The 20,220-nt window shown below is 36.7% G+C and carries 23 protein-coding genes; 3 read left to right on the forward strand and 20 right to left on the reverse strand.

Translation table 11 applies throughout. The features are described from left to right. Positions 1 to 97: 97 nt before the first annotated feature. From EI546_RS16345 to EI546_RS10730, 3 genes are all read right to left on the reverse strand, one after another. Positions 98 to 514: a hypothetical protein gene (locus tag EI546_RS16345; protein WP_205649734.1), complete on the reverse strand. Its 417-nt coding sequence runs from the start codon at positions 512 to 514 to the stop codon at positions 98 to 100. 86 nt (positions 515 to 600) lie between these two features. Then, positions 601 to 1,314, reverse strand: coding sequence for a 3'-5' exonuclease (locus tag EI546_RS10725; RefSeq protein WP_128250540.1), 714 nt, complete (start codon positions 1,312 to 1,314; stop codon positions 601 to 603). Positions 1,315 to 1,500: 186 nt separating this feature from the next. Beyond that, entirely contained in the window at positions 1,501 to 1,977 is a 477-nt protein-coding gene (locus EI546_RS10730; RefSeq protein WP_128250541.1) for a methylated-DNA--[protein]-cysteine S-methyltransferase, read from the reverse strand. 247 nt (positions 1,978 to 2,224) lie between these two features. Here EI546_RS10730 and EI546_RS10735 point away from each other — a divergent pair, with 247 nt between their 5' ends. Then, a complete protein-coding gene (locus EI546_RS10735; RefSeq protein WP_128250542.1) occupies positions 2,225 to 3,688 on the forward strand; it encodes a T9SS type A sorting domain-containing protein in 1,464 nt (487 codons plus the stop codon). Positions 3,689 to 3,902: 214 nt separating this feature from the next. On the opposite strand, the gene EI546_RS10740 is transcribed toward EI546_RS10735, so the two are convergent. The 12 genes from EI546_RS10740 to EI546_RS10795 form a co-directional block, all read right to left on the reverse strand. Then, complete coding sequence (locus EI546_RS10740) at positions 3,903 to 4,376, reverse strand: hypothetical protein (protein ID WP_128250543.1); 474 nt, start codon at positions 4,374 to 4,376, stop codon at positions 3,903 to 3,905. A gap of 80 nt (positions 4,377 to 4,456) precedes the next feature. Continuing rightward, positions 4,457 to 4,822, reverse strand: a complete 366-nt coding sequence (locus EI546_RS10745; RefSeq protein ID WP_128250544.1) for a hypothetical protein — start codon at positions 4,820 to 4,822, stop codon at positions 4,457 to 4,459. A gap of 64 nt (positions 4,823 to 4,886) precedes the next feature. Beyond that, a complete protein-coding gene (gene hemB, locus EI546_RS10750; protein WP_128250545.1) occupies positions 4,887 to 5,876 on the reverse strand; it encodes a porphobilinogen synthase in 990 nt (329 codons plus the stop codon). A 216-nt stretch (positions 5,877 to 6,092) separates the two neighbouring features. After that, positions 6,093 to 6,995 (reverse strand): oxygen-dependent coproporphyrinogen oxidase, encoded by a 903-nt coding sequence (hemF, locus tag EI546_RS10755; protein ID WP_128251594.1) that lies wholly within the window; start codon positions 6,993 to 6,995, stop codon positions 6,093 to 6,095. A gap of 121 nt (positions 6,996 to 7,116) precedes the next feature. After that, positions 7,117 to 8,151, reverse strand: coding sequence for a glycosyltransferase family 9 protein (locus EI546_RS10760; RefSeq protein WP_128250546.1), 1,035 nt, complete (start codon positions 8,149 to 8,151; stop codon positions 7,117 to 7,119). Positions 8,152 to 8,200: 49 nt separating this feature from the next. Beyond that, on the reverse strand, positions 8,201 to 8,809 hold the full coding sequence (locus EI546_RS10765) for a DUF4254 domain-containing protein (protein ID WP_128250547.1): 609 nt from the start codon (positions 8,807 to 8,809) through the stop codon (positions 8,201 to 8,203). Between the two features lie 162 nt (positions 8,810 to 8,971). Beyond that, positions 8,972 to 9,994, reverse strand: coding sequence for a DNA adenine methylase (locus EI546_RS10770; RefSeq protein WP_128250548.1), 1,023 nt, complete (start codon positions 9,992 to 9,994; stop codon positions 8,972 to 8,974). Between the two features lie 3 nt (positions 9,995 to 9,997). Further along, entirely contained in the window at positions 9,998 to 10,324 is a 327-nt protein-coding gene (locus tag EI546_RS10775) for a DUF5615 family PIN-like protein (RefSeq protein ID WP_128250549.1), read from the reverse strand. Positions 10,325 to 10,333: 9 nt separating this feature from the next. Further along, positions 10,334 to 10,552 carry a DUF433 domain-containing protein gene (locus EI546_RS10780; protein WP_128250550.1) on the reverse strand — a complete coding sequence of 73 codons (219 nt, stop codon included), beginning with the start codon at positions 10,550 to 10,552 and terminating at the stop codon, positions 10,334 to 10,336. Positions 10,553 to 10,667: 115 nt separating this feature from the next. Further along, complete coding sequence (locus EI546_RS10785; protein WP_128250551.1) at positions 10,668 to 10,862, reverse strand: UPF0175 family protein; 195 nt, start codon at positions 10,860 to 10,862, stop codon at positions 10,668 to 10,670. Positions 10,863 to 11,128: 266 nt separating this feature from the next. Beyond that, on the reverse strand, positions 11,129 to 11,773 hold the full coding sequence (locus EI546_RS10790) for a hypothetical protein (protein ID WP_128250552.1): 645 nt from the start codon (positions 11,771 to 11,773) through the stop codon (positions 11,129 to 11,131). Beyond that, entirely contained in the window at positions 11,770 to 12,723 is a 954-nt protein-coding gene (locus tag EI546_RS10795; protein WP_128250553.1) for a DUF6427 family protein, read from the reverse strand. The genes EI546_RS10790 and EI546_RS10795 overlap by 4 nt, the downstream gene beginning before the upstream one ends. A gap of 40 nt (positions 12,724 to 12,763) precedes the next feature. Here EI546_RS10795 and EI546_RS10800 point away from each other — a divergent pair, with 40 nt between their 5' ends. Then, positions 12,764 to 12,991 (forward strand): DUF6341 family protein, encoded by a 228-nt coding sequence (locus EI546_RS10800; RefSeq protein ID WP_128250554.1) that lies wholly within the window; start codon positions 12,764 to 12,766, stop codon positions 12,989 to 12,991. Between the two features lie 84 nt (positions 12,992 to 13,075). Here EI546_RS10800 and purD read toward each other — a convergent pair whose 3' ends face one another. Next, positions 13,076 to 14,347 carry a phosphoribosylamine--glycine ligase gene (purD, locus tag EI546_RS10805; protein WP_128250555.1) on the reverse strand — a complete coding sequence of 424 codons (1,272 nt, stop codon included), beginning with the start codon at positions 14,345 to 14,347 and terminating at the stop codon, positions 13,076 to 13,078. Between the two features lie 222 nt (positions 14,348 to 14,569). On the opposite strand from purD, the gene EI546_RS10810 reads away from it, so the two are divergent. Beyond that, complete coding sequence (locus tag EI546_RS10810; protein ID WP_164905225.1) at positions 14,570 to 15,787, forward strand: AMP-binding protein; 1,218 nt, start codon at positions 14,570 to 14,572, stop codon at positions 15,785 to 15,787. On the opposite strand, the gene EI546_RS10815 is transcribed toward EI546_RS10810, so the two are convergent. Genes EI546_RS10815 through EI546_RS10830 form a run of 4 tightly spaced genes read right to left on the reverse strand, consistent with a single transcriptional unit; the run spans position 15,784 to position 20,196 of the window. Beyond that, positions 15,784 to 16,557, reverse strand: a complete 774-nt coding sequence (locus EI546_RS10815) for a glycosyltransferase family 2 protein (RefSeq protein ID WP_128251595.1) — start codon at positions 16,555 to 16,557, stop codon at positions 15,784 to 15,786. The genes EI546_RS10810 and EI546_RS10815 overlap by 4 nt on opposite strands. A 4-nt stretch (positions 16,558 to 16,561) precedes the next feature. After that, complete coding sequence (locus EI546_RS10820; protein ID WP_128250557.1) at positions 16,562 to 17,914, reverse strand: exopolysaccharide biosynthesis polyprenyl glycosylphosphotransferase; 1,353 nt, start codon at positions 17,912 to 17,914, stop codon at positions 16,562 to 16,564. Positions 17,915 to 17,920: 6 nt separating this feature from the next. Next, positions 17,921 to 18,904, reverse strand: a complete 984-nt coding sequence (locus EI546_RS10825) for a UDP-glucuronic acid decarboxylase family protein (protein WP_128250558.1) — start codon at positions 18,902 to 18,904, stop codon at positions 17,921 to 17,923. A gap of 47 nt (positions 18,905 to 18,951) precedes the next feature. After that, entirely contained in the window at positions 18,952 to 20,196 is a 1,245-nt protein-coding gene (locus tag EI546_RS10830) for an O-antigen ligase family protein (RefSeq protein ID WP_128250559.1), read from the reverse strand. Between the last annotated feature and the right edge of the window lie 24 nt (positions 20,197 to 20,220).

Consider the following 20,220-nt stretch of genomic DNA (forward strand, 5'->3'; position numbering starts at 1 on the left):
ATGATGCGTTGTCTTAAATCGTACGTATCCTATTAATCTTGAAATATAGCTTGGGATAAATATAGCTTGGGATTAAAATAAAGTTCAGGTTTACTTCTTATAGCGGATCGCCAACTTTAACATCACATCTATGGCCTGGCTGACCGTGAGGCGGGTTTAAACCGTCCGCCACTTCAACTGGAGTGGCCGCTGGCTTATTTTGCATAAGGTTATTGCCTTGAATGGGAGTAACAATTGGCTTTGCTCCACTACCATTTAAAGGAGCGCCTACTGCAATATCGCATCTATGACCGGGTTGGCCATGTTCCGGGTTTAATCCAGCCATATCACCGGAATTAGAAGTATTATTCGGGACTACGTTGTTAAGCATTTGCTTTTTTTGCTCAAGAGTAGCTTCCTGAACAGTTTCTGAAGATTGCTCGTTTATTACCTCTTTATCTTTGCAAGCTATAAAAAGCGGGGCCATAAAAAACAACAATAAAAGCGATTTCGGGATAAATTTTAAAATAGACATAAAAGAATTAGTTTTTTATATGACCGGTAAATCTACTAAAATTTAAACAGATAACAATATGAGTTCTAATGGGATGACCCCAGGCATTATACGGAAAGTATTTCATCAGGTGTCAAAATTTCCTCATTTCTTAAACGAAGTATAATTTGGGCAACTGTTACGGTATCTTTTTCACAATATGTAACAATTCTTTCAATATCCTTTTCCTTATAAAAAACATGTCCTACTTCACTCCCATCGATATCGTCCTTGGGAGACGGGATTCCCAGAACATGTGCCATAAGCTTGAGGGAAGTATAGGTTTTATAATCCCCAAATTTCCATAATTCTAAGGTATCGAGATATGGAACCTCCCAAGGCCTTTTTCCAAATAAATCCAGTTTAAAAGGAATGTTAATTCCGTTTATTATCATGCGCCGGGCAATGTAAGGAAAGTCAAATTCTTTGCCATTATGGGCACATAGTAAATGATGTGGTTTATTAAAATGGGTTTCCAAAAGTTTTTTAAAGTCATTTAGAATCTTGACCTCATCGCCGTGGAGACTAGTTACCCGAAAATTTCGAATATCATTTTTTAACACAAAATATCCGACGGAAATACAGACAATTTTACCAAACTCGGCCCAAATACCGGCACGATCATAAAATTCCTCCGCAGAAAATTCATCTCTTCTCTGATACCTCGTTTTTTCCTCCCACAGTAATTTGGAGGTATCATCGAGATGATCAAAATGTGAATGTAAAGGAACTGTCTCTATGTCCAAAAAGAGGATGTGTTCCAAATTTATTTGTTTGATCATAATTTGAAAATTTCAATGGGAAGAAGAGTATTAAAACTACGTAAAATATTATTTATAAATTTTTGAATGGGTCTTGATGTGTATCAAAAAAACAGACACATAAATCATGGTTTTGCCAACACGGTACGTTATTTTATAATGGCCTTAGTTTTACAATTTCTATTTGTGAAGCAACTCAGGTTACATCTAAAACAAAGATTGCTGCTTCCAATCGCTTTCGAGGTCCAACAGAAATTTTTTCTTCTGAAGCCCGCCGGCATAACCCGTTAAAGATCCATCGCTACCAATAACTCGATGACAGGGAATTATGATAGAAATAGGATTTTTTCCATTGGCGGAAGCGGCCGCACGAATAACTTTTGGATCGCCCAACCGTCTCGCGATCTCCTGATAGCTAACTGTTTTCCCGTAAGGGATTTTCTCTAATTCAGCCCAAACTTTTTTCTGGAAATCCGTTCCCTCCGGAAAGAGTTTTAAATTGAATTCTTTCCTTTCTCCATCAAAATATTGTTTCAATTGCGTTACCGCCTCGACTAATTCTGAAGGAATAGTTTCAGAAACAGCGAAATATTCTTTATCTAAAAAGATTACGCTGGCAATCCCAGAAATATCACCGTTTATCTCCAGTTTTCCCAATGGAGAATCTATAATCGCTGTTTGCATAATTCAAACTTTCCTCAAATGTAAGGTTTTTAGAACTGTTCAATCTATCAGAATATTTCCATGAAAGCGAAGCAATATGTAATAGAAAAGTTGAAAAAGGCGGCGTGGTTTATTAAAAATTGATAGATTTATCTTAAATTTATAAAATGAGAATTAAAAATTGAGTAATTCTCATAAAAAACCTTCTAAATATCAATCTATTAAAGTATTGATTTACACTTATAAAGCATTCCCAATAGCAACGATTATGAAAAAGCTATACTTATTTCTGTTGGTTCCCTTAACACTTATTGGCCAAACCCAAATGGGATCCAACATTTTTCCCGAATTACAAAATGAACAAGCCGGTTGGTATGTGTCCATGTCAGCGGATGGGCATACAGTGGCCGTGGGTGGCCAAGCTGAGGATGGGGATAACAATCATTTTGCTCGGGCTAGAGTGTACAGTTTTAACGGTCAGGATTGGATCCAAAAAGGCCAACCATTAAGATTGCTAAATTATAGCGGAGATTATTCGGCAAGATGTAGGGTTTCTTTATCTGGTGATGGAAATACTCTTGTAATTTCCTCTCCCAATCAAGGAATGTTATTTAATGGAAACGTCATGATATTTCAATATAAGGACTCTAACTGGGAACTATTGGGAAACTATTTCATAGGGAGCGGGAATAATCTCTTGGGATATGGTATTTCCTTATCCTCAAACGGAAATATTATTGCTATGGCATCTCCCGGACCTAACGTATTTAATGAATTTGGATTTATTACCGTCCGACAATTTGATGGAACATTGTGGAACGAAATCGGTCAAAAAATTAATGGATATTCCAATTCGGAAGGCAGTTATTCTTTGGAGCAGGTTGTTTTGTCCTTATCCAATGATGGAACTACATTGGTAATTGGAACTCCTTTTTCTGGTGAGAATGGGAATTATGGTGGTGAAGTGAGAGTATATCAATATTCAGGTGGATTATGGGTACAAATGGGTGAAAGTATTTTCAGTGATGAAGGTAAAAACTTTGGCAGTAGCGTTTCAATAAACGGAGATGGCAATACAATCGCTATTGGTAGAATCAGTGATTCTGAAATGGGATATGTGCGAGTTTTTAATTACGAGAATGGTCAATGGCTTCAAAAAGGTGTAAAATTATATGGCGATGAAGCAAACGACCATTTTGGTGCAAGTGTAGCCATTTCTGATGATGGAAATATTTTAGCAATTGGAGCTCCTCGGTCAGATATTGCATCCTTACCGCAAACAGGACAAGCCAAAATATTTAAATTCATAGGAAATGCTTGGTCCCAGGTAGGAAATAACATTATTGGATTGAACCCAAACGATTTATTTGGACAAGATGTGTCGTTGTCAGCCCACGGAAATATATTGGCAGTCGCTTCTCCGTTTTTCGATAATTCGCCTTACAATGATTCGGGAAACGTGAATGTCTATGATTTATCTGATATTCTTTCCACCAATATAAATGAGATGAAATCATTTTCACTTTATCCTAATCCTGCTTCAGATCAATTAAACATAGTTTTAGGAAGCGGTTTTCAATTGGTTGAAGTTAACATTTATAATTCAGTAGGGCAGTTGGTTAAAAGGGAGCAAAAGGAATTAATCGACATTTCTGAATTAGCTGCGGGTACTTATTATATCCAAATTATCTCCCCACAATTCACAAACACTAAAATATTTATCAAAAATTAGCGGTTTTCTGTAAAGGAAAAATCTCTATTTGAATAGAAAACCATAATAAATAATCGAACAATTAAAATAAAGAAATTCGGAACTTTTGGAATTCAATTATCTTGACCGATAGGAATTAATGAGACAACTAATACCAAATTTGAAGACTCAATCTCATGAAAAAAACCGTCTCAACATTAACTATCAAGACGGTTTTTTAACTTACAATTTATAATTAGGAAGCTTTCAACAAAAGAGGTCGCACCTCATTTTCCCAACGTTTTGCGTCCTGAAGACAAACGTAAGGATCTTTGGTAAGGCCTGACTCGTCGTTTTCGCAATAAAACTGAATTTCTTTCTTACCTTGCTTTTCCACCAGTTCCAGCCCAACCCATTGTAGGGTCTTGTCTGAAACTTTTATGCTTTTTGCGCGACAATCCTTTACATCCTCTAAGTTTATTACCTTAAAGTCGTTTTGTGGATTCCTTTTAGTAGAATAGATTAGTTTCCTTGAATTTCTATCCATTCCAATTACAAGATTTCCAATAACATCTACATTTTCTAAATGGAGACCTTTGCCCTGAGCAAGTTGTAGAACAGACTTAGTCACTTTTTTGTTAACTCCTGAAGCATTCACAATCATATAAATGATGGGAACGAATATCAACAATAAAATAATTACCCCAATAAGGGTTGCATCTATTTTCATTATAAATAATTTTTAAGGTGAATTTTTTGAATAAAAATCTGTTTGAATTTTCTTCGAAACAGGCTAAAAACATCAAAAACTCACCAAAAAAAATGAAATGGAAATAAATACTGAAAAATAAGTTCCCTCTTATCCTTTAGGGAATAAAAACAATGAAACGTTGACGAAGCAGGTGTTTCTACATATTCCTGCCGTGAATAGAAAATTGGGAAAAGTCCGACCCCAAAGTTTTCGTTTTGTGAAATGGTCTGGGAAGCCTCGCCAATTGATATTGCTCTAAATTGATAAGGTTTCTCTTGACTGTCCTCCTGAAATGAAAAAACTTTGTCCTGGGCATCTGAAACACCATAGCTAAATTTAATATTGGCAAAGCCGCTGTTTCCGAAAGCCAGAAATACAGCGATTAAAGCCAAAAATCTAATTATATGTTTTTCAGTGTGTTTCACTTGACAAAGATATAGCAAAAAGCGTATTCGATTCTTAAAAATAAAGGGGTTTGAACATTTAAATCTACGATATAAGTTTAACTACATCTTTTGCAAAATAGCTAGCAATCATTGTTGCTCCAGCTCGTTTAATTGCAGTAACCTGTTCCATCATTACAGCATCATGGTCCAGCCATCCCCGCTCAGCAGCGGCCTTTAACATTGCATATTCTCCGCTTACCTGATAAACGGCTACGGGAACATTAACGGCATTGGTTATCTCACGCACTATATCCAAATAGCATAACCCAGGTTTTACCATAACAATATCGGCCCCTTCCTCAATATCCATTAAGGTTTCCCGAATTGCCTCAAGGCGGTTACCAAAATCCATTTGGTAGGTCTTTTTATCCTTTGGAATATCTTTTAAATCCACCGGGGCCGAATCTAAGGCATCCCGAAAAGGTCCATAAAACGCAGAGGCATATTTTGCGCTATAGGCCATTATTGCAGTATCGAAATATCCCTCGTCTTCGAGGAGGGTGCGGATTTCAAAAATCCGTCCATCCATCATATCACTAGGCGCCACAACGTCTGCACCAGCTTTAGCGTGACTTAAAGCCATTTCAGCCAAAACCGCGCTGCTATCATCATTCAAAACTTTCCCTTCTGAAATGATACCATCGTGTCCATAGATCGAAAACGGATCCAGGGCGACATCGGTCATTACCAGCATTTCGGGAACCGCATTTTTAACAGTTTTTATAGCACGCTGCATCAATCCATCAGGGTTCAATGCTTCTTTACCGGTATTATCTTTTAATTTATCCTCAACCTTTACAAAAAGGAGAACGGATTTTAAACCCAGCTTCCATAGTTCTTTCACTTCTTTCTCAAGCAAGTCCAAGCTGAGGCGAAAGTAATTTGGCATAGAAGCTATTTCTTCTTTTATGCCTTTTCCTTCCACAACAAAAAGTGGAACGATAAAATCATTAGGGTTTATAATTGTTTCACGAACCAAACTCCGCATACTCTCGCTTGTCCGCAACCTTCGGTTTCTTCTTAATGGGAACATCTTTTTTAAATTATGAATTATGAATTCAGATTTATGCATAAATCTTAGTTCAGAATTTTATTTGTAGATAACTGATTAGCAATTTACGGAATACTGATTTCTGATTTACTGACTTACTAAATACTGATTACTGATTACTGAGTACTGATTTAATGATTACAGAACACTGATTTACTTACTTACTGAATGTTGAGTACTGTTTTACTGAACACTGAACTAAGCCCACTCTCTGGGATGTTTTAGAACCTCCACAAGCTTTTCTTCCTCGCTTCCTGGTTCCGGCTGATAGTCATATTTCCATTGTACTACCGGAGGAAGGCTCATTAAAATACTTTCAATCCTTCCATCTGTTTTTAGTCCAAAAAGCGTCCCTTTGTCGTGTATTAAATTGAATTCTACATACCGGCCGCGTCGGATTTCTTGCCAATCTCTATTTTCCTTGGAATATGGAATCTCTTTTCTCTTTTCCACGATGGGAACATAGCACTCCAAAAAACTATTGCCGATTTCGGTTACAAAATTATACCAATCCTGCATTTTCATAGAGTCCGTTTTCTTTAAATAATCAAAGAATAATCCTCCAACACCACGCGCTTCATGACGGTGGGAGTTCCAGAAATATTCGTCGCAGCGCTTTTTATAACTTTGGTAAAATACGCGGTTATGCTTGTCGCAAGCCGTTTTACATACGCTGTGAAAATGTTTGGCATCTTCTTCAAAGAGATAATACGGAGTAAGATCTTGTCCGCCGCCAAACCAGGAATCCACAATATTTCCTTCCGAATCATACATTTCAAAATAACGCCAATTAGCATGTACGGTGGGTACAAAGGGATTTTTAGGATGAATTACCAAACTGAGCCCACAGGCAAAAAAATCGGCATCTTTTACTCCGAAATAATTTTGCATAGTCTCGGGAAGTTTTCCGAATACCTCACTGGTATTTACTCCGCCCTTTTCAAAAACGTTACCATTTTCAATTACTCGAGTCCGACCTCCACCTCCTTTTTCGCGAACCCATTCATCTTCTTGAAACTTCGCTCTCCCATCGATTTCCTCTAGAGCAAAAGTTATTTGGTTCTGCAAGTTCCTTATGTATTCTACAAACTGTTGTTTCATCATTTGTTAATGTCGCCGGTCCCATATTACTAAATTTCCCCGGTTGATGAATTTCTTATATTTTCTATTTGAAAATGTAATTCTAAAAAACTCAATTTAAATTTGCTTACTCACTTGAAATCTAAAATAAGACCTCCTTTATTTTCGAAAGAACCGTTTCGGGAGATATTGTTCTTATGGCTTCCTCATATCCTTTGGGAAATTTGTTTCCGTATATCGAGGTTGGGATCAAAGGAAACTCCTCTCGATTAGCAATCAATTGATTTTTTTCAGGTTGGTTAAACGGTGCGAAACCGGCATAGGGATGTGTTACTCCCCAAAGGGTAATAACAGGAATTCCGTAGATAGCGGCTAAATGTCCATTGCCACTATCCATTGAAAGCATTAAATCCAAATTTGAAATTAAGGATAGTTCTTCTTCAAAATTCAATTTCCCCGCGGTATTACTTACATTGGCGAATAGTTTTGAAAGTTTATTGAGCTGGGAAATTTCCTTTTTCCCCCCGCCAAAAAGAAGAATGCGATATTTTTCAGAAGCATCCAACTGAGCAATTACCTTCTCCATAAGATCAAGTGGATACATTTTGCTGTCATGAGCGGCAAAAGGTGCAATACCAACTAATTTTTTGGGTTCTACTCCGATCAATGCTGTTAGTTTGGGAGCCAAGCGTTGACGAGCAGCGAATTGAGGTTTGCTCAGGTCTAAAGGAAAACCAAGTTTTTCAAAAACATCGGCATAACGTTGGTGAGTGGTTTTTAACTGAGAGATATTTTTACCTTCAGCACTTACCAAATCCTTCTTTTCTTCTCTCCCCTTATCAATTGAAGCGACATTAATTCCTTTTAATTCTAAATATTTTGAAATTATTTTTGAGCGGATAACATTATGAAGATCAGCCACTGCATCGATTCCAAGAGCTTTCGCTTCCTTAGCAAGTTTTAGCAATCCCAAACGCTTGTGCCTTCCATTTACATCTGCCTCCAAAAAGTCGAGATTGGGGATTCCATCAAAAAGTGGTTTAAAAAAAGGTCGGGAGAGAATGGTGATTTTCACCTCTGGGTAAGTTTGAGTTAATGTCCTTAGAACGGGAACTGTCATCGCTACATCTCCCATTGCGGAGAGCCGGATTACCAGAATATGTTTGGGTTTGGTCATTTTAATAAATGAACCCTCCCAGGGTTTGGAATCCTGGAAGGGATAGAAGTTATTTTTTTCCGCGGAGCACGGGATTCAATTCATCGTCATTGTACATTTTCATCTGTTTATAAACTTTCATATACTTTCGGCCATGCGCGATATCGTCCAACAATTGATTAATTGCGGTACTTAAATCCACTCGTTGTTCTAAAAGGATATCAAGTTTTGCCTGACAGGCCATTTGATGTTGTTGGGAAGCATCCGTCCGGGTAGCCTCCTCATTCATATGATAAATTTTAAGAGCCAAAATAGAAAGTCTATCAATTCCCCACGCCGGACTTTCAGTATTGATGGTAGCATTTTCCTGAACTTTTACATCCTTATATTTATCCAGAAAATAACTGTCTATATATTCCACCATATCGGTTCGATCCTGATTGGAAGCATCAATCTGACGCTTTAATTTTAAGGCAGCTACAGGATCGATATTCGGGTCCCGAATAATATCCTCATAATGCCATTGGACGGTATCAATCCAACATTTTCTATAGAGTAAATGCTCAATTAAATTGGTATCCTTATCGTAAAGATTGGTAAAAGGTTGGTCCACGGTGTTCATTTCGTGGTATTTATTTATTACCTCTAAAAAGATTTTGTTGGCCTTGTCTGAAAACATTATCTATTTTTTATTGTTATTACTTATTGTTTATTGTATCCTCGGCTCCGCTCGGACACCAGTTGACTTTTTTTATATCAAACCCTTTACCGACTACTGACAAAAACTAACGACTACCGACTACTGACTAAAAACTAACGACTACCGACTAAAAACTACCGACTATTTCCCTTTCTCCAAAATGTGCAAATACTCAAAAGTTTCGGAAGCTTTATGATTGCGGTTTTCGGTTTTATCGGCTTTAAAACGTTGATATTTTTTGGTTTTAAGGCTGTATTTTCCGAAGCGTTTCATCACCGATTCCACATCCTTCTCACTCATTATTCCCTCGTTGTTATAACTCAGGAAAATATATGAAAATTGTGCATTTTCGATTAGATCCTCAAAACTTTTTAGCGCCTCTCCCGTCCTACACCAATCACTTTTATAATAATCCCTCAGCCCTGTTTTTCCTTTGGGCACAAAGGTATCATATTTTGCAATAGTATTCAGCAAATGATAGTTGGCACCGTACTGCCGGGCGTTATAAGGAGGATCCAGATAGAGGATATCTCCTTCTATTTCTTTAATAAGCTCATTTGCGTCCTTTTGGAATATGAGATTTTCTTGGCGGGTTAAAGAATCACCAAATAAATCCTTTTTAATATTTGCCGCTTCGATTATTAAGGGGTTTGTGGCCGATTTCTTTATATGTTTTAGGTAAGCTCCATAAACAGAGGCAGTATTGGCAACCTTATCTGCACTTTCAATTAAGGATGCTAGAAGAAAGAAATATTGATCTTGTGAAATCGATTCAGATTTTTTCCAATTTTCAATTTGAAGACGAATTGCATCGATTATCTGTCCATTTTCTGAATTAAAATAGTTTCGTCCCGCTTTTCCTTCTTCGGAATAATTTTCAAAAATGAAACCTTTGATTCCCTTTAGCGAATTCAATTCGCCTAAAAGATCCTGATATTCAAATTCAAAATTATTACCAATATAATTTCGGTTGAGCACATAACTATAATATTCCACATCATTTGAAATAACCTGTTTAACGTGTTCTCTGAAATTTCTACCTACAATACCAGTACCTGCAAAAAGATCGCAGAATACTTTATCCGAAAGATCTGAACCACAAATTTGTGTTACCGTTTTGTAAATAAAGGGAGAAAGTTTGTGCTTGGAGCCTATGTAGTTCATTAGTTATTGTTCAATTAAAATGACCCCCGGATCCAACGCATTATTCAATACTGACAACAATTTGGGCATAAATTTCAGTAATGTTTCATATCTATTATCCTTGGCTTTTAGGACAATCAAACATACTGAATGAGTTATGAGATTTTGCTGATGATTAAAGCTTTTATCTATTGAAATCAAAACTTTTAAGTTTTCGTCATTCATCTTTTTTAGAAGATCTCCATTCTTTACACCACCCCATTCCAATTCTGGAACTGTTATTAAATTAAATGTCGAAGGAAAACGATATTTGAGTTTTTTAGGAAGGTTTTCGTCAAGCAAAAGTTTCATTCTGGTGTTCTAATTCAATAGAGTTTCTGCGGAAAGTTCGATTACCTTTTTTGCGACGGATTTTTTGATTGTGGGGTAATTATCAAGGAAATCCTGGAGGGTGTCTCCACCCTTTAGATAATCGAAAAGAATAGAAACAGGAACACGAGTTCCCAAAAAAACGGGAGTACCACCCAAAATCCCAGGATCAGAACTAATAAATTTTGATATGTCATTTCCTTTTTCCATAATTCAAAGATACTGAAAATTATGAGTGAACTATTTTGTGATTATTGGCTTTATACAAAGTCAGAGTGAATTTCTAAATATTTTTAAACAGAAGAGTGGATGAGGTGGACTTCCATTAAGCCATCCGATTCATGGAAACATTATAACGCCCCAAAAGCTCAGCAAAAGGACCCTTTGTTAGACCCGCCATCTCAGCAGCTTGGCCCGATGATAGCCTACCCTTTTCATATAATCGAGATGCAATAAAAATTGCTAGTTCATTTGGATCCAAATCAAGACCAGAAGGTATATTCAAGGATAATGATTTCATAAGAGGAAAATACTGAATTTTGTCATGATTTGCAGATCCAATTGAATATTCCTTTGCTCCGCGTTCTTTATTCCTCCCCACTTCCTTTCGGGAACAGTCTTGACATCAAGGGAATTTGGAAAGGAATGTTTTCGTCAAGCAGCAGTTTCATTCTTAGCTGTATTATTCAAAAGTTTTTCTACTGAAAACTGGAGAATTTTTTTTGACGATGACTTTTTAACTGTAGGATAATTATCGAAAAAATCTTGAAGTGTTTGATGTAGGTTTCATTTGCAAATCCAAATAACATCACTGAGAGTTTGTTCTTCTTCAGAAAAGTTAAACGAACATAGTTTTTCAGGATTAAAACCTGATACATAACTTTCAATGGCTCGCTTCAACAGTGATATTTCAGATTTCAACTTCCAATGGTTCCCCGTTGAGCTATAAACTACAACAAACAGCCTATTTTTCAGATGGTGTCTCTGTTGTGTGCTTTGATTTTTATAAAACCACTGGATAAGTTCTGGTTTATTTGACTTCGCGTATTCAAAAGATTTACCGAAACCATTGGGAAAGACCGATGTTTTATGGTCGAAAGGAATTCCGAAGAGATAAAAATCCTTTTCAGAATCCTTAACTTGGTTTACCCGATTTACACCCTCAATCTGTGTAAATATATGCTCTACCGCTTTCGCACTCCAGAAATTGTACCAGCGGTTTGAAACATATTGAAAGAATTCTTCCTTCTCTAAGTTTTGAGATTCCAGGACTTGTTTAATCTTGTCAAGAAGTTCATCCCAATCAGCTGTATGGTAAATGAAATTGGAAAGACCATCCCATTGATCGTTCTGTTTTCGAAACCATTTGTATGGATACGGACGCCTTTTTTTAAGCTCTCTTTCAACATTTTGGAGATCCAAATTGTTCATAATACCATAAATACAAACCCGAATACAACCACTATCCAAAGTATAATTTCCTTAAACCAAACTTCTACCTTGTCCTTTGCTCTATATATATCGCCTTGAATCCCTTCCATATACTTTGCACAAAGAATGGCGGTTGGGGCAAATAGAAAAATCATTTCAGATCCATCTTTTATAGGACTACATAGAGCAATTACGAAAGATACTAGGGTTATAATAAATATCATCCAATAATTGGGACGTTCCTTTAGCGGAATCGACCCAAGTCGCTGTAATCTATAAAAGCCAGTCCAGACCAATAATCCAGAAAGCAATGTAATGGGAACAAAAATTTTGGCAGAATTATATAATGAAAAATCATAACTAATATTCTGTTTCCAATGTATTAACCAAGAAACGGAATCGTGAATTAATAGTTGAAAGGCTGTATTTATAATAATAACAGCAAAAAACCCAACTATGGGAATAAGCATTTGCTTATAGGTAAGATTTGGTTTTTGGATTACGGCAATCCATAGCGGCAAGAAAAGTAACAAACTCCAAAAATAGAAAAGAGAGGCAAGGGTAATCCAAAGAGCGGCATCCAATATCTTCTTTTCTGAATTGCTATCGTTTCGTAGACTTATAATTCTTCGAATTGCGAGCAAAATAAAAAAGTTGGCCAAAATTATTTCAGAATGAAGGAAAAAAATTGGGAACATTATGATAAAGCAAGAATAAAAAAGAATGGAATAAGCATTCCGGCGTGTCAAATGATTTTTTGAAACAATAAAATCCAGTAGGATTATGCCGATAATTATAACACCCAGGAGAAATGCTTGAAACAGAATGTATCCCACGCTTATTTCCATCATAGGAGCTTGAAACAATGTCCAAATAAATGCTGAGGCAATGATTACTCCGAGAAGCAAAAAATGGGCAGGCTTAGAATTTCCGAAAAAGCTTGTAAGCATATGGGTTATTTTATACTTTTGCTACTTAAAGTTTAAAGATATGACTTGGAAAGGTTTGTGGGAAGGAATAGCTTCCTTTTTTGAAAATGTGCTTTTCATTCCTTATGATGCACTGCGTAATCTGGAATTAGACAGCTGGTTTTTCGCAAATATAATTTCATGGATCCTATTGTTAATCGGTGCGGTAGCATTTATTTATTGGATGTTGCAGTTGAAAAAATTCGATGAAGATACCCAAAGTCATTATACCTTCGACGAAACACCTTAATCGGAATTAATTCCGGTCTAAAGTAGAGCAATCTTTAACGATCGTAAAGACATAGTTAAGTTAGCTCACCTATATCGGCTTGATTTAAAGGTCAAACCCGATATCCTTACGATACTTCATCCTATCAAAAGATAGATTTTCTATATTTTGGTAGGATTTTTTTAGTGCCCTATTGAAATCAGAATCCAACGAAGTTATAGCCAAAACACGCCCTCCATTAGTCAGGATTTTACCATTTTCAGATTTTGTGCCCGCATGAAATACGATTGAACCCTTCACATTATCCAATCCTGAAATCTGTTTTCCTTTTTCATAATCTTCTGGATATCCTCCCGAAACCAGCATGACAGTTGCAGCGGCTCTGGAATCGATCTCAATCTCAACTTCATCGAGTTTTTGATGGAAGGTAGCCTCAAACAAATCGACCAGATCATTCTTTATTCGGGGTAATACAACTTCCGTTTCTGGATCGCCCATACGTACGTTGTACTCTATTACATAAGGTTCATCCGTTACTTTTATCAGTCCAATAAATACAAAACCCTTGTAATCAATCTTTTCTTCTATCAGTCCATTAATGGTGGGCTCTACTATTCGCTCTTCAATCTTTTTCATCAACGCTTCATCAGCAAAAGGTACTGGAGAGATGGCGCCCATTCCACCGGTGTTGAGTCCGGTATCGCCTTCGTCAATACGTTTATAATCCTTTGCCGTGGGTAGAATTTTATGATTTTTCCCATCAGTTAATACAAAAACGCTTAATTCAATACCGTCCAAAAACTCCTCAATGACCACTTTTGAACTGGCTTCGCCAAATTTGCTATGGGAAAGCATGTTTTCAAGTTCCCGCTTAGCTTCAGCAAGATCATTCAAAATTAAAACTCCCTTTCCAGCGGCGAGTCCATCAGCTTTTAAAACATAGGGCGGATTTAACTCTTCCAAGAATTCCTTTCCGGCTTCTAAAGATTTCGGTGTGAAGCACGCATAGGACGCAGTTGGAATGTTATGCTGCATCATAAACTCTTTTGCACGCTGTTTACTACCTTCCAATAAGGCACCTCGTTTAGACGGCCCAATGAGCATCACATTTTTTAAGGCAGGTGTTTCCAAAAAATAATCAGCTATCCCTTGGACCAAAGGATCTTCGGGACCAACTATTACCATTTCAATCCCATTTTCGAGTACACACTTCTTTACCGCTTCAAAATCGGTTACTTTTAGGGCGACATTGGTTGCAATTGAAGAAGTACCGGCATTTCCGGGTGCTACAAAAAGGTTTTTACAGCGTTTACTCTGTGAGATTTGGTAGGCAAATGCGTGTTCGCGACCACCGGAACCGAGGATTAAAATGTTCATCTTTAAATATTTTGATCTACAAGGTCGAGCTCACCCTGTGAATAGTTGATAATATTGTTTCGGCTTCAAAAATAATTGTTTGTAACTTGAACGGCTAATTTTTGCTCCGGGTATTTCAACATGTATTCCAAATTCTTAAATAAAATTCTGCTACCCCTGGGATCTCTTTTCTTCAGTGGAAATTATTCCAAATATCTGAACGACTGGAAAAAATACGATAATATGTCGGCAGAAGAACTTGAGCGCATTCAATCTGAAAATCTTAAAAAGATTCTTCAATATGCAAGTGAAAATGTTCCTTATTATAGAGACTTAAATCTTGATAAGGATGCTGATTTAAGTGATTTCCCTATTTTAACCAAGGCCATTCTACGCACAAAAAGCAATCAACTTATTTCGGATAAGTATCATAAAAACCAGCTCGAAACAAACCATAGTAGCGGAAGTAGCGGGGAACAATCATTCACCTATATGAGCTTTGATCACAAATTCTATCTACGGGCTTTACAAACCCATTGGTGGATGTGGGGAGGATATAAACCTGGAGAATTTATGCTTCAGGCAGGGATTTCTCCAAAAAGAAGTTTTCCAAAAAAGCTTAAGGACCTCTTTTTCCGGGTGCAATATATGAATGCTTTTAAGTTGAAACAGGACGAAATTACCGAACAGCTTAAATTATTGGAGAAAAAGGACCCCAAACATTTAGCAGGCTATCCATCAGCCTTAAATGAAATCGCGCTATTGGCATTATCGAATAATAAGATCTATCACTTTAAAAGTTTAATCTCTTATGGGGATAAGCTATTTGGTCATTATAGGAAAAACTTTGAGAATGCCTTTCAGAATCCTACGATTATTAATACTTATGGTTGCGCTGAAGGCTTATTAATGGCCTGCCAGGCTGATTTACCCTATTATTACATTATGTCACCCCACGTTTTTTTGGAGGTAGTTAATGAGAATGGAGAGCCCGTTCCCGATGGGGAGAGGGGGCATATTTTAGTTACTTCCTTGAGCAGTTTTTCCATGCCGCTGATAAGATATAGATTAGGTGATTTGGGCGTACTGCTCCCCAAAAGCTTGTATCCTTCCCATAGAAAATTTAATTATCCACTCTTACAGGAAGTTACGGGGCGTGAAACGGAAATTATTAAAGCACCCAATGGAAATATACTTACGGTCCATAGTTTTACGGGAATTTTAGAATATGTTGAGGAAATCAAGCAGTTTAAAATTATACAAATATCAAAAATTAGGTTGGTGGTTGAATACCAAACGGATTCGGGAGTTAAATTACCCTTCAAAGTGGAAAATGAGGTTCATGATAAACTACTAGATCTGGTGGAAGGAACAATGGATATTACCTTTAATCTAGTTGAAAAAATTGCCGCTTCCCCCTCAGGAAAACCTCAGATTATTGAGATACAAAGAAAAAATTAAAGATTTTTAATATACTTGGGTCTTACTAAAAAGTATTCCCTTAGAAATTGGCCCATACTATAAATTGCCTTGGGTGTAGATTGGGATAAATAACATTTATAAAAAAGAAAATTGTACTTCAGCAGTCCAAACTTATTTGTACTTACAGAATTTTTGCGTTTTCTGTAGTAAGCTAGATCCACCTGAATTCCCAAAGCTGGTTTGCCACTTTTTTTGATGGCCTCCAACCACAATCCCCAATCCTGACGTTTTCTCAAAAGAGGAGAATAAACCTTTCCGAGAGTTCTACTACAATACATTCCCGTAAGATTTCCTATATAATTGTTACGCAATTGGGTTTTATAGGTAAGAACAGGCATTGCCACAATTCTTCTTTTTAATGAATTTCCGTCTTCATCTATCAGCAGGTAATTGGAGAAGGAAACATCGCACTTCTTTTTTTGCATAAAACCGAGCTGAATTTCAAGTTTATCGGGTGCCCAGAAATCATCGGAATCTAGAAATGCTATAAAATCTCCTTTTGCAAGATCAATGGCCCTGTTCCGGGCAATAGCGGCTCCTTTGTTTAGAGGAAGTTTTTCAAATATGATTCTGGAGTCCTCAAGATAGAATTCTCGGGCAATGCTCTCGGAACTATCAGTGGAGCCATCGTCGATTAGAATTAATTCCCAATTGGAATAGGTCTGGTTTTGAACACTTGTTAATGCCGCCTCCAAGAATTTCTCGGAATTATAAACCGGCGTAACAATCGAAACCAAAGGAATTTCCATAACATTAATACGCTTGTTCCTCACCACGAAGAGCGTTGTAGATAGTTTGAAAAACGATTTTTAAATCTAGGAACAAACTCCAGTTTTCCAAATAGAAAATATCGTACTTAACCCTATTTATAATATGGCTCTCACTGTCCACTTCCCCCCGAAATCCACTCACTTGGGCCAACCCCGTTATTCCCGGTTTAATAAAGTGACGTACCATAAATTTGTCAATCCGTTCTGCATACATATGGGTGTGGCTGACCATATGGGGTCTTGGTCCAACTACGGACATGTCTCCCTTGAGCACATTGATAAACTGTGGCAGTTCATCCATACTGGTTTTTCGAATAATTTTTCCCACTCTGGTTACCCGTTCATCTCCTTTACTTATTTGGTGCAAATCCGCCATTGGATTGGGTATCATAGAACGGAATTTATAACAATAAAACTCCTTATAGTCCAATCCGTTGCGCTTCTGTTTGAAGAAAACCGGCCCTTTAGATTCCAATTTTATCAATAATCCCAATAAAGGTGTAAGCCATGACAATATTCCAATAATAACAATTAGGGAAAGGACTATATCAAAACTACGTTTCAAAAATTTATTAAAGGGTTCGTCCATGGGTATTTTTCGCATAGAAAGAATGGGAAGAACACCATAATAAGAAAAATCCAGTTTTTTGCTGAATATTTCCTTATTATCGGGCAGAAATTTAAGGACCTTTAAGTTATTATCTACAAATTCTATTAGTCTTGCTATTTCCTTATTGCTCAGTTCGCCAACTGAGGCGTATATTTCCTCAATATTTTCCTGTAAAACATATGCCATACAATCTTCCAAACTGTCATTATCCGAACCTTTAAGATTAAATGTTCTATAAAGTTTATACCCATATACTGGGTTAGTGGTGAAAAATTTACGCAGTTGCTCTGTTTTCTGATTTAGACCAATGATAACTACTTTGCGAACATTGCCACCCAAGTACAAACGGAACTTTTTCAGGAGAAAATAGATTCCGAATTTCATAATGGCAACACAAAGCATTACTGTCAAAATATATTTGAAAATAGTTGCTGATGAAATATTGTATTGGCTATAAAAACCAAAAAAGGAAAAAACGATCAACAAGAAAATAATTCCTTGCTTCCCCAATAAGGACATTATATAGGCAATATGCGTAAAACGGTAAATTTCATAGAACCCAGAGCGAATGGAAAGCAGTATCCAAGCAATCGTCAAAAAAACTACAAAATTGAAGAATGGAAAAGTTAATCCAAAAAAATGGAACGCTAAAAAATGGATAAAGAAAAGGTCTATTCCATAAGAAATAGGCCTCAAAAATCCCGAATATCTCCCGCTCCTAAACATTAATTCCTATCTATTGTGCTTTGAAAAATCTTTATGCTCGCTTTTTAAAAGTTCCTCCTTTGAAAGACTTTTAAAATATTCATAGGTTTTTTTCATACCTACTTCCCGAGATATTTTAGGTTCCCAATCTAAAACTATTTTGGCTCTAGAAATATCCGGTTCGCGCTGCAATGGATCATCTTGGGGTAGTGGTTTAAATATAATTTTTTGATCAGTCTCCGTAAGTTTTACTATTTCTTTTGCGAAATCAAGGATAGTTATCTCACCTGGATTACCAATATTAACGGGTAAATGGTAATCGCTTAACAATAACCTGTATAAACCTTCTATTTGATCATCCACATAACAAAAGGATCTAGTTTGCGAACCATCTCCAAAAACCGTTATATTCTCTCCGCGGAGTGCTTGACCAATAAATGCAGGGATAACGCGACCGTCATTAAGACGCATACGTGGCCCGTAGGTGTTGAAGATACGTGCAATTCGCGTTTCCAATCCATGTGCCCGATGATACGCCATAGTAATAGACTCCTGAAACCTTTTAGCTTCGTCATAGACACCCCTAGGGCCTATAGTATTGACATTACCATAGTATTCTTCCGTTTGGGGATGCACCAAAGGATCACCGTAGACCTCAGAAGTAGATGCTATCATAATTCTGGCATTCTTTGCTCGCGCTAATCCTAATAAATTATGAGTTCCCAATGAACCTACTTTCAAGGTTTGAATTGGAATCTTTAGATAATCAATAGGACTGGCAGGAGAGGCAAAATGGAGAATATAATCTATATCTCCAGGAACGTGTACAAATTTTGTTACATCGTGATGATAAAACTCAAATGTCTCAAGCTTAAACAAATGCTCGATATTTTTGAGGTCTCCGGTAATGAGATTGTCCATTCCAATAACGTGAAAACCTTCTTTAATGAACTTGTCACAAAGATGGGAACCTAAAAATCCAGCGGCACCTGTTATGAGTACTTTTTTCAACTTCTTTTATAAATTTATAACGCGCAAAAATACACTTTGCATTCCTTTTAAGTTCGGTTTATATTCTTGTTTTCCACCGTAAGCGCACTGGTTATGATTATAATCACAATAAAACCGATATAATAAGCTCCAATTTGTCTATGGAATACATTTTCGAGGAATGAATACATTATCAAAATTGCTAGCATTGCCGTGGGGACAAACTGTTTACGTACTGTAATAAAGCTGACAACAATAAACACTACAAAAAGCAGCAATGCGATAAAACCCGCACTGAGATAAAAATCTAAAAATTGATTATGGGTATTATATTTTTGATTGAGAAAATTAAATCTTTTTATGGGTTCCGTTATTTGTGAATCATAACAAGAAAGAAGTTTATTTTCGGTAGCTTCAAATCCATCTCCTGTCCAGGTAAATCCTTCCTCACTGATAATATTTGCCACACACTCCCAAACAACTGCACGAAGCTCATAGGTCCTCGTATTTTCAATTAATGCCAGAGAAGTCTTTGGATTTTTGTCTGGGTCAAGTGGATTGGGACTTTCACTTTTCATAAGAAAAACTAAACCCCCAATAGCAACAATTGCGATACCTGCGATTATCATCTTCCAAGCCTTTCGCTGACCATAAAACTGCCTTATAAGTAATAAAATAAATAATGAAATACCTGCAATTTTTGACGCAATCAAAACTATAAACAATAGGTTGATGAATATGTTGGCCAGATGGTAGTTATTGTTAGGATGGAAATCTTTCTTAATGGATTGAAAGGAAATCAAGATGCTAAAAGTGCTGAGTAAACCTAGATAGAGTCTATCAATTAACAATGATTCTACAACTTGTGGAGAATTACCCAGGGCAAAGCTACCAGTAGCATCTGTTATCAATACAAAATTATACACAGAAAAAGCTATGGCCGCCAAAGAGGAAAGTATGATAGCCATTTTAATCTTCGCTGCCCTTCCCCAAGTTGAATCAAAATCGGTTACGGGAATGTAAAGGATAGCGAGACCAAGGGCTATCAGGACTTTTTTAATAATATTAAAATCTTCTGTCCATCTACCAGCAACTAATGAATTGAAACAGAGATATGCAAAAAGTAATGTGAATATGGCAATGGGAAGAATCTTTATTTTTTTGAAATCACTTTTCTTTATAATAAATGGGAAAGTGACCAATAGAATTATCAAAAGTATATTAGGCAGGGCCCTTATATAATTGTCAAAAGGAATAATGAGATATAGCAGCAAAAAAGCATATGGGTATATGGCGGAGAGCAGTATCCTCATTGGATGCGGTAGTCTTTTAAAATT

Origin of the sequence: Aequorivita sp. H23M31, from assembly GCF_004022485.1 — a bacterium.
Lineage (GTDB): Bacteria > Bacteroidota > Bacteroidia > Flavobacteriales > Flavobacteriaceae > Aequorivita > Aequorivita ciconiae.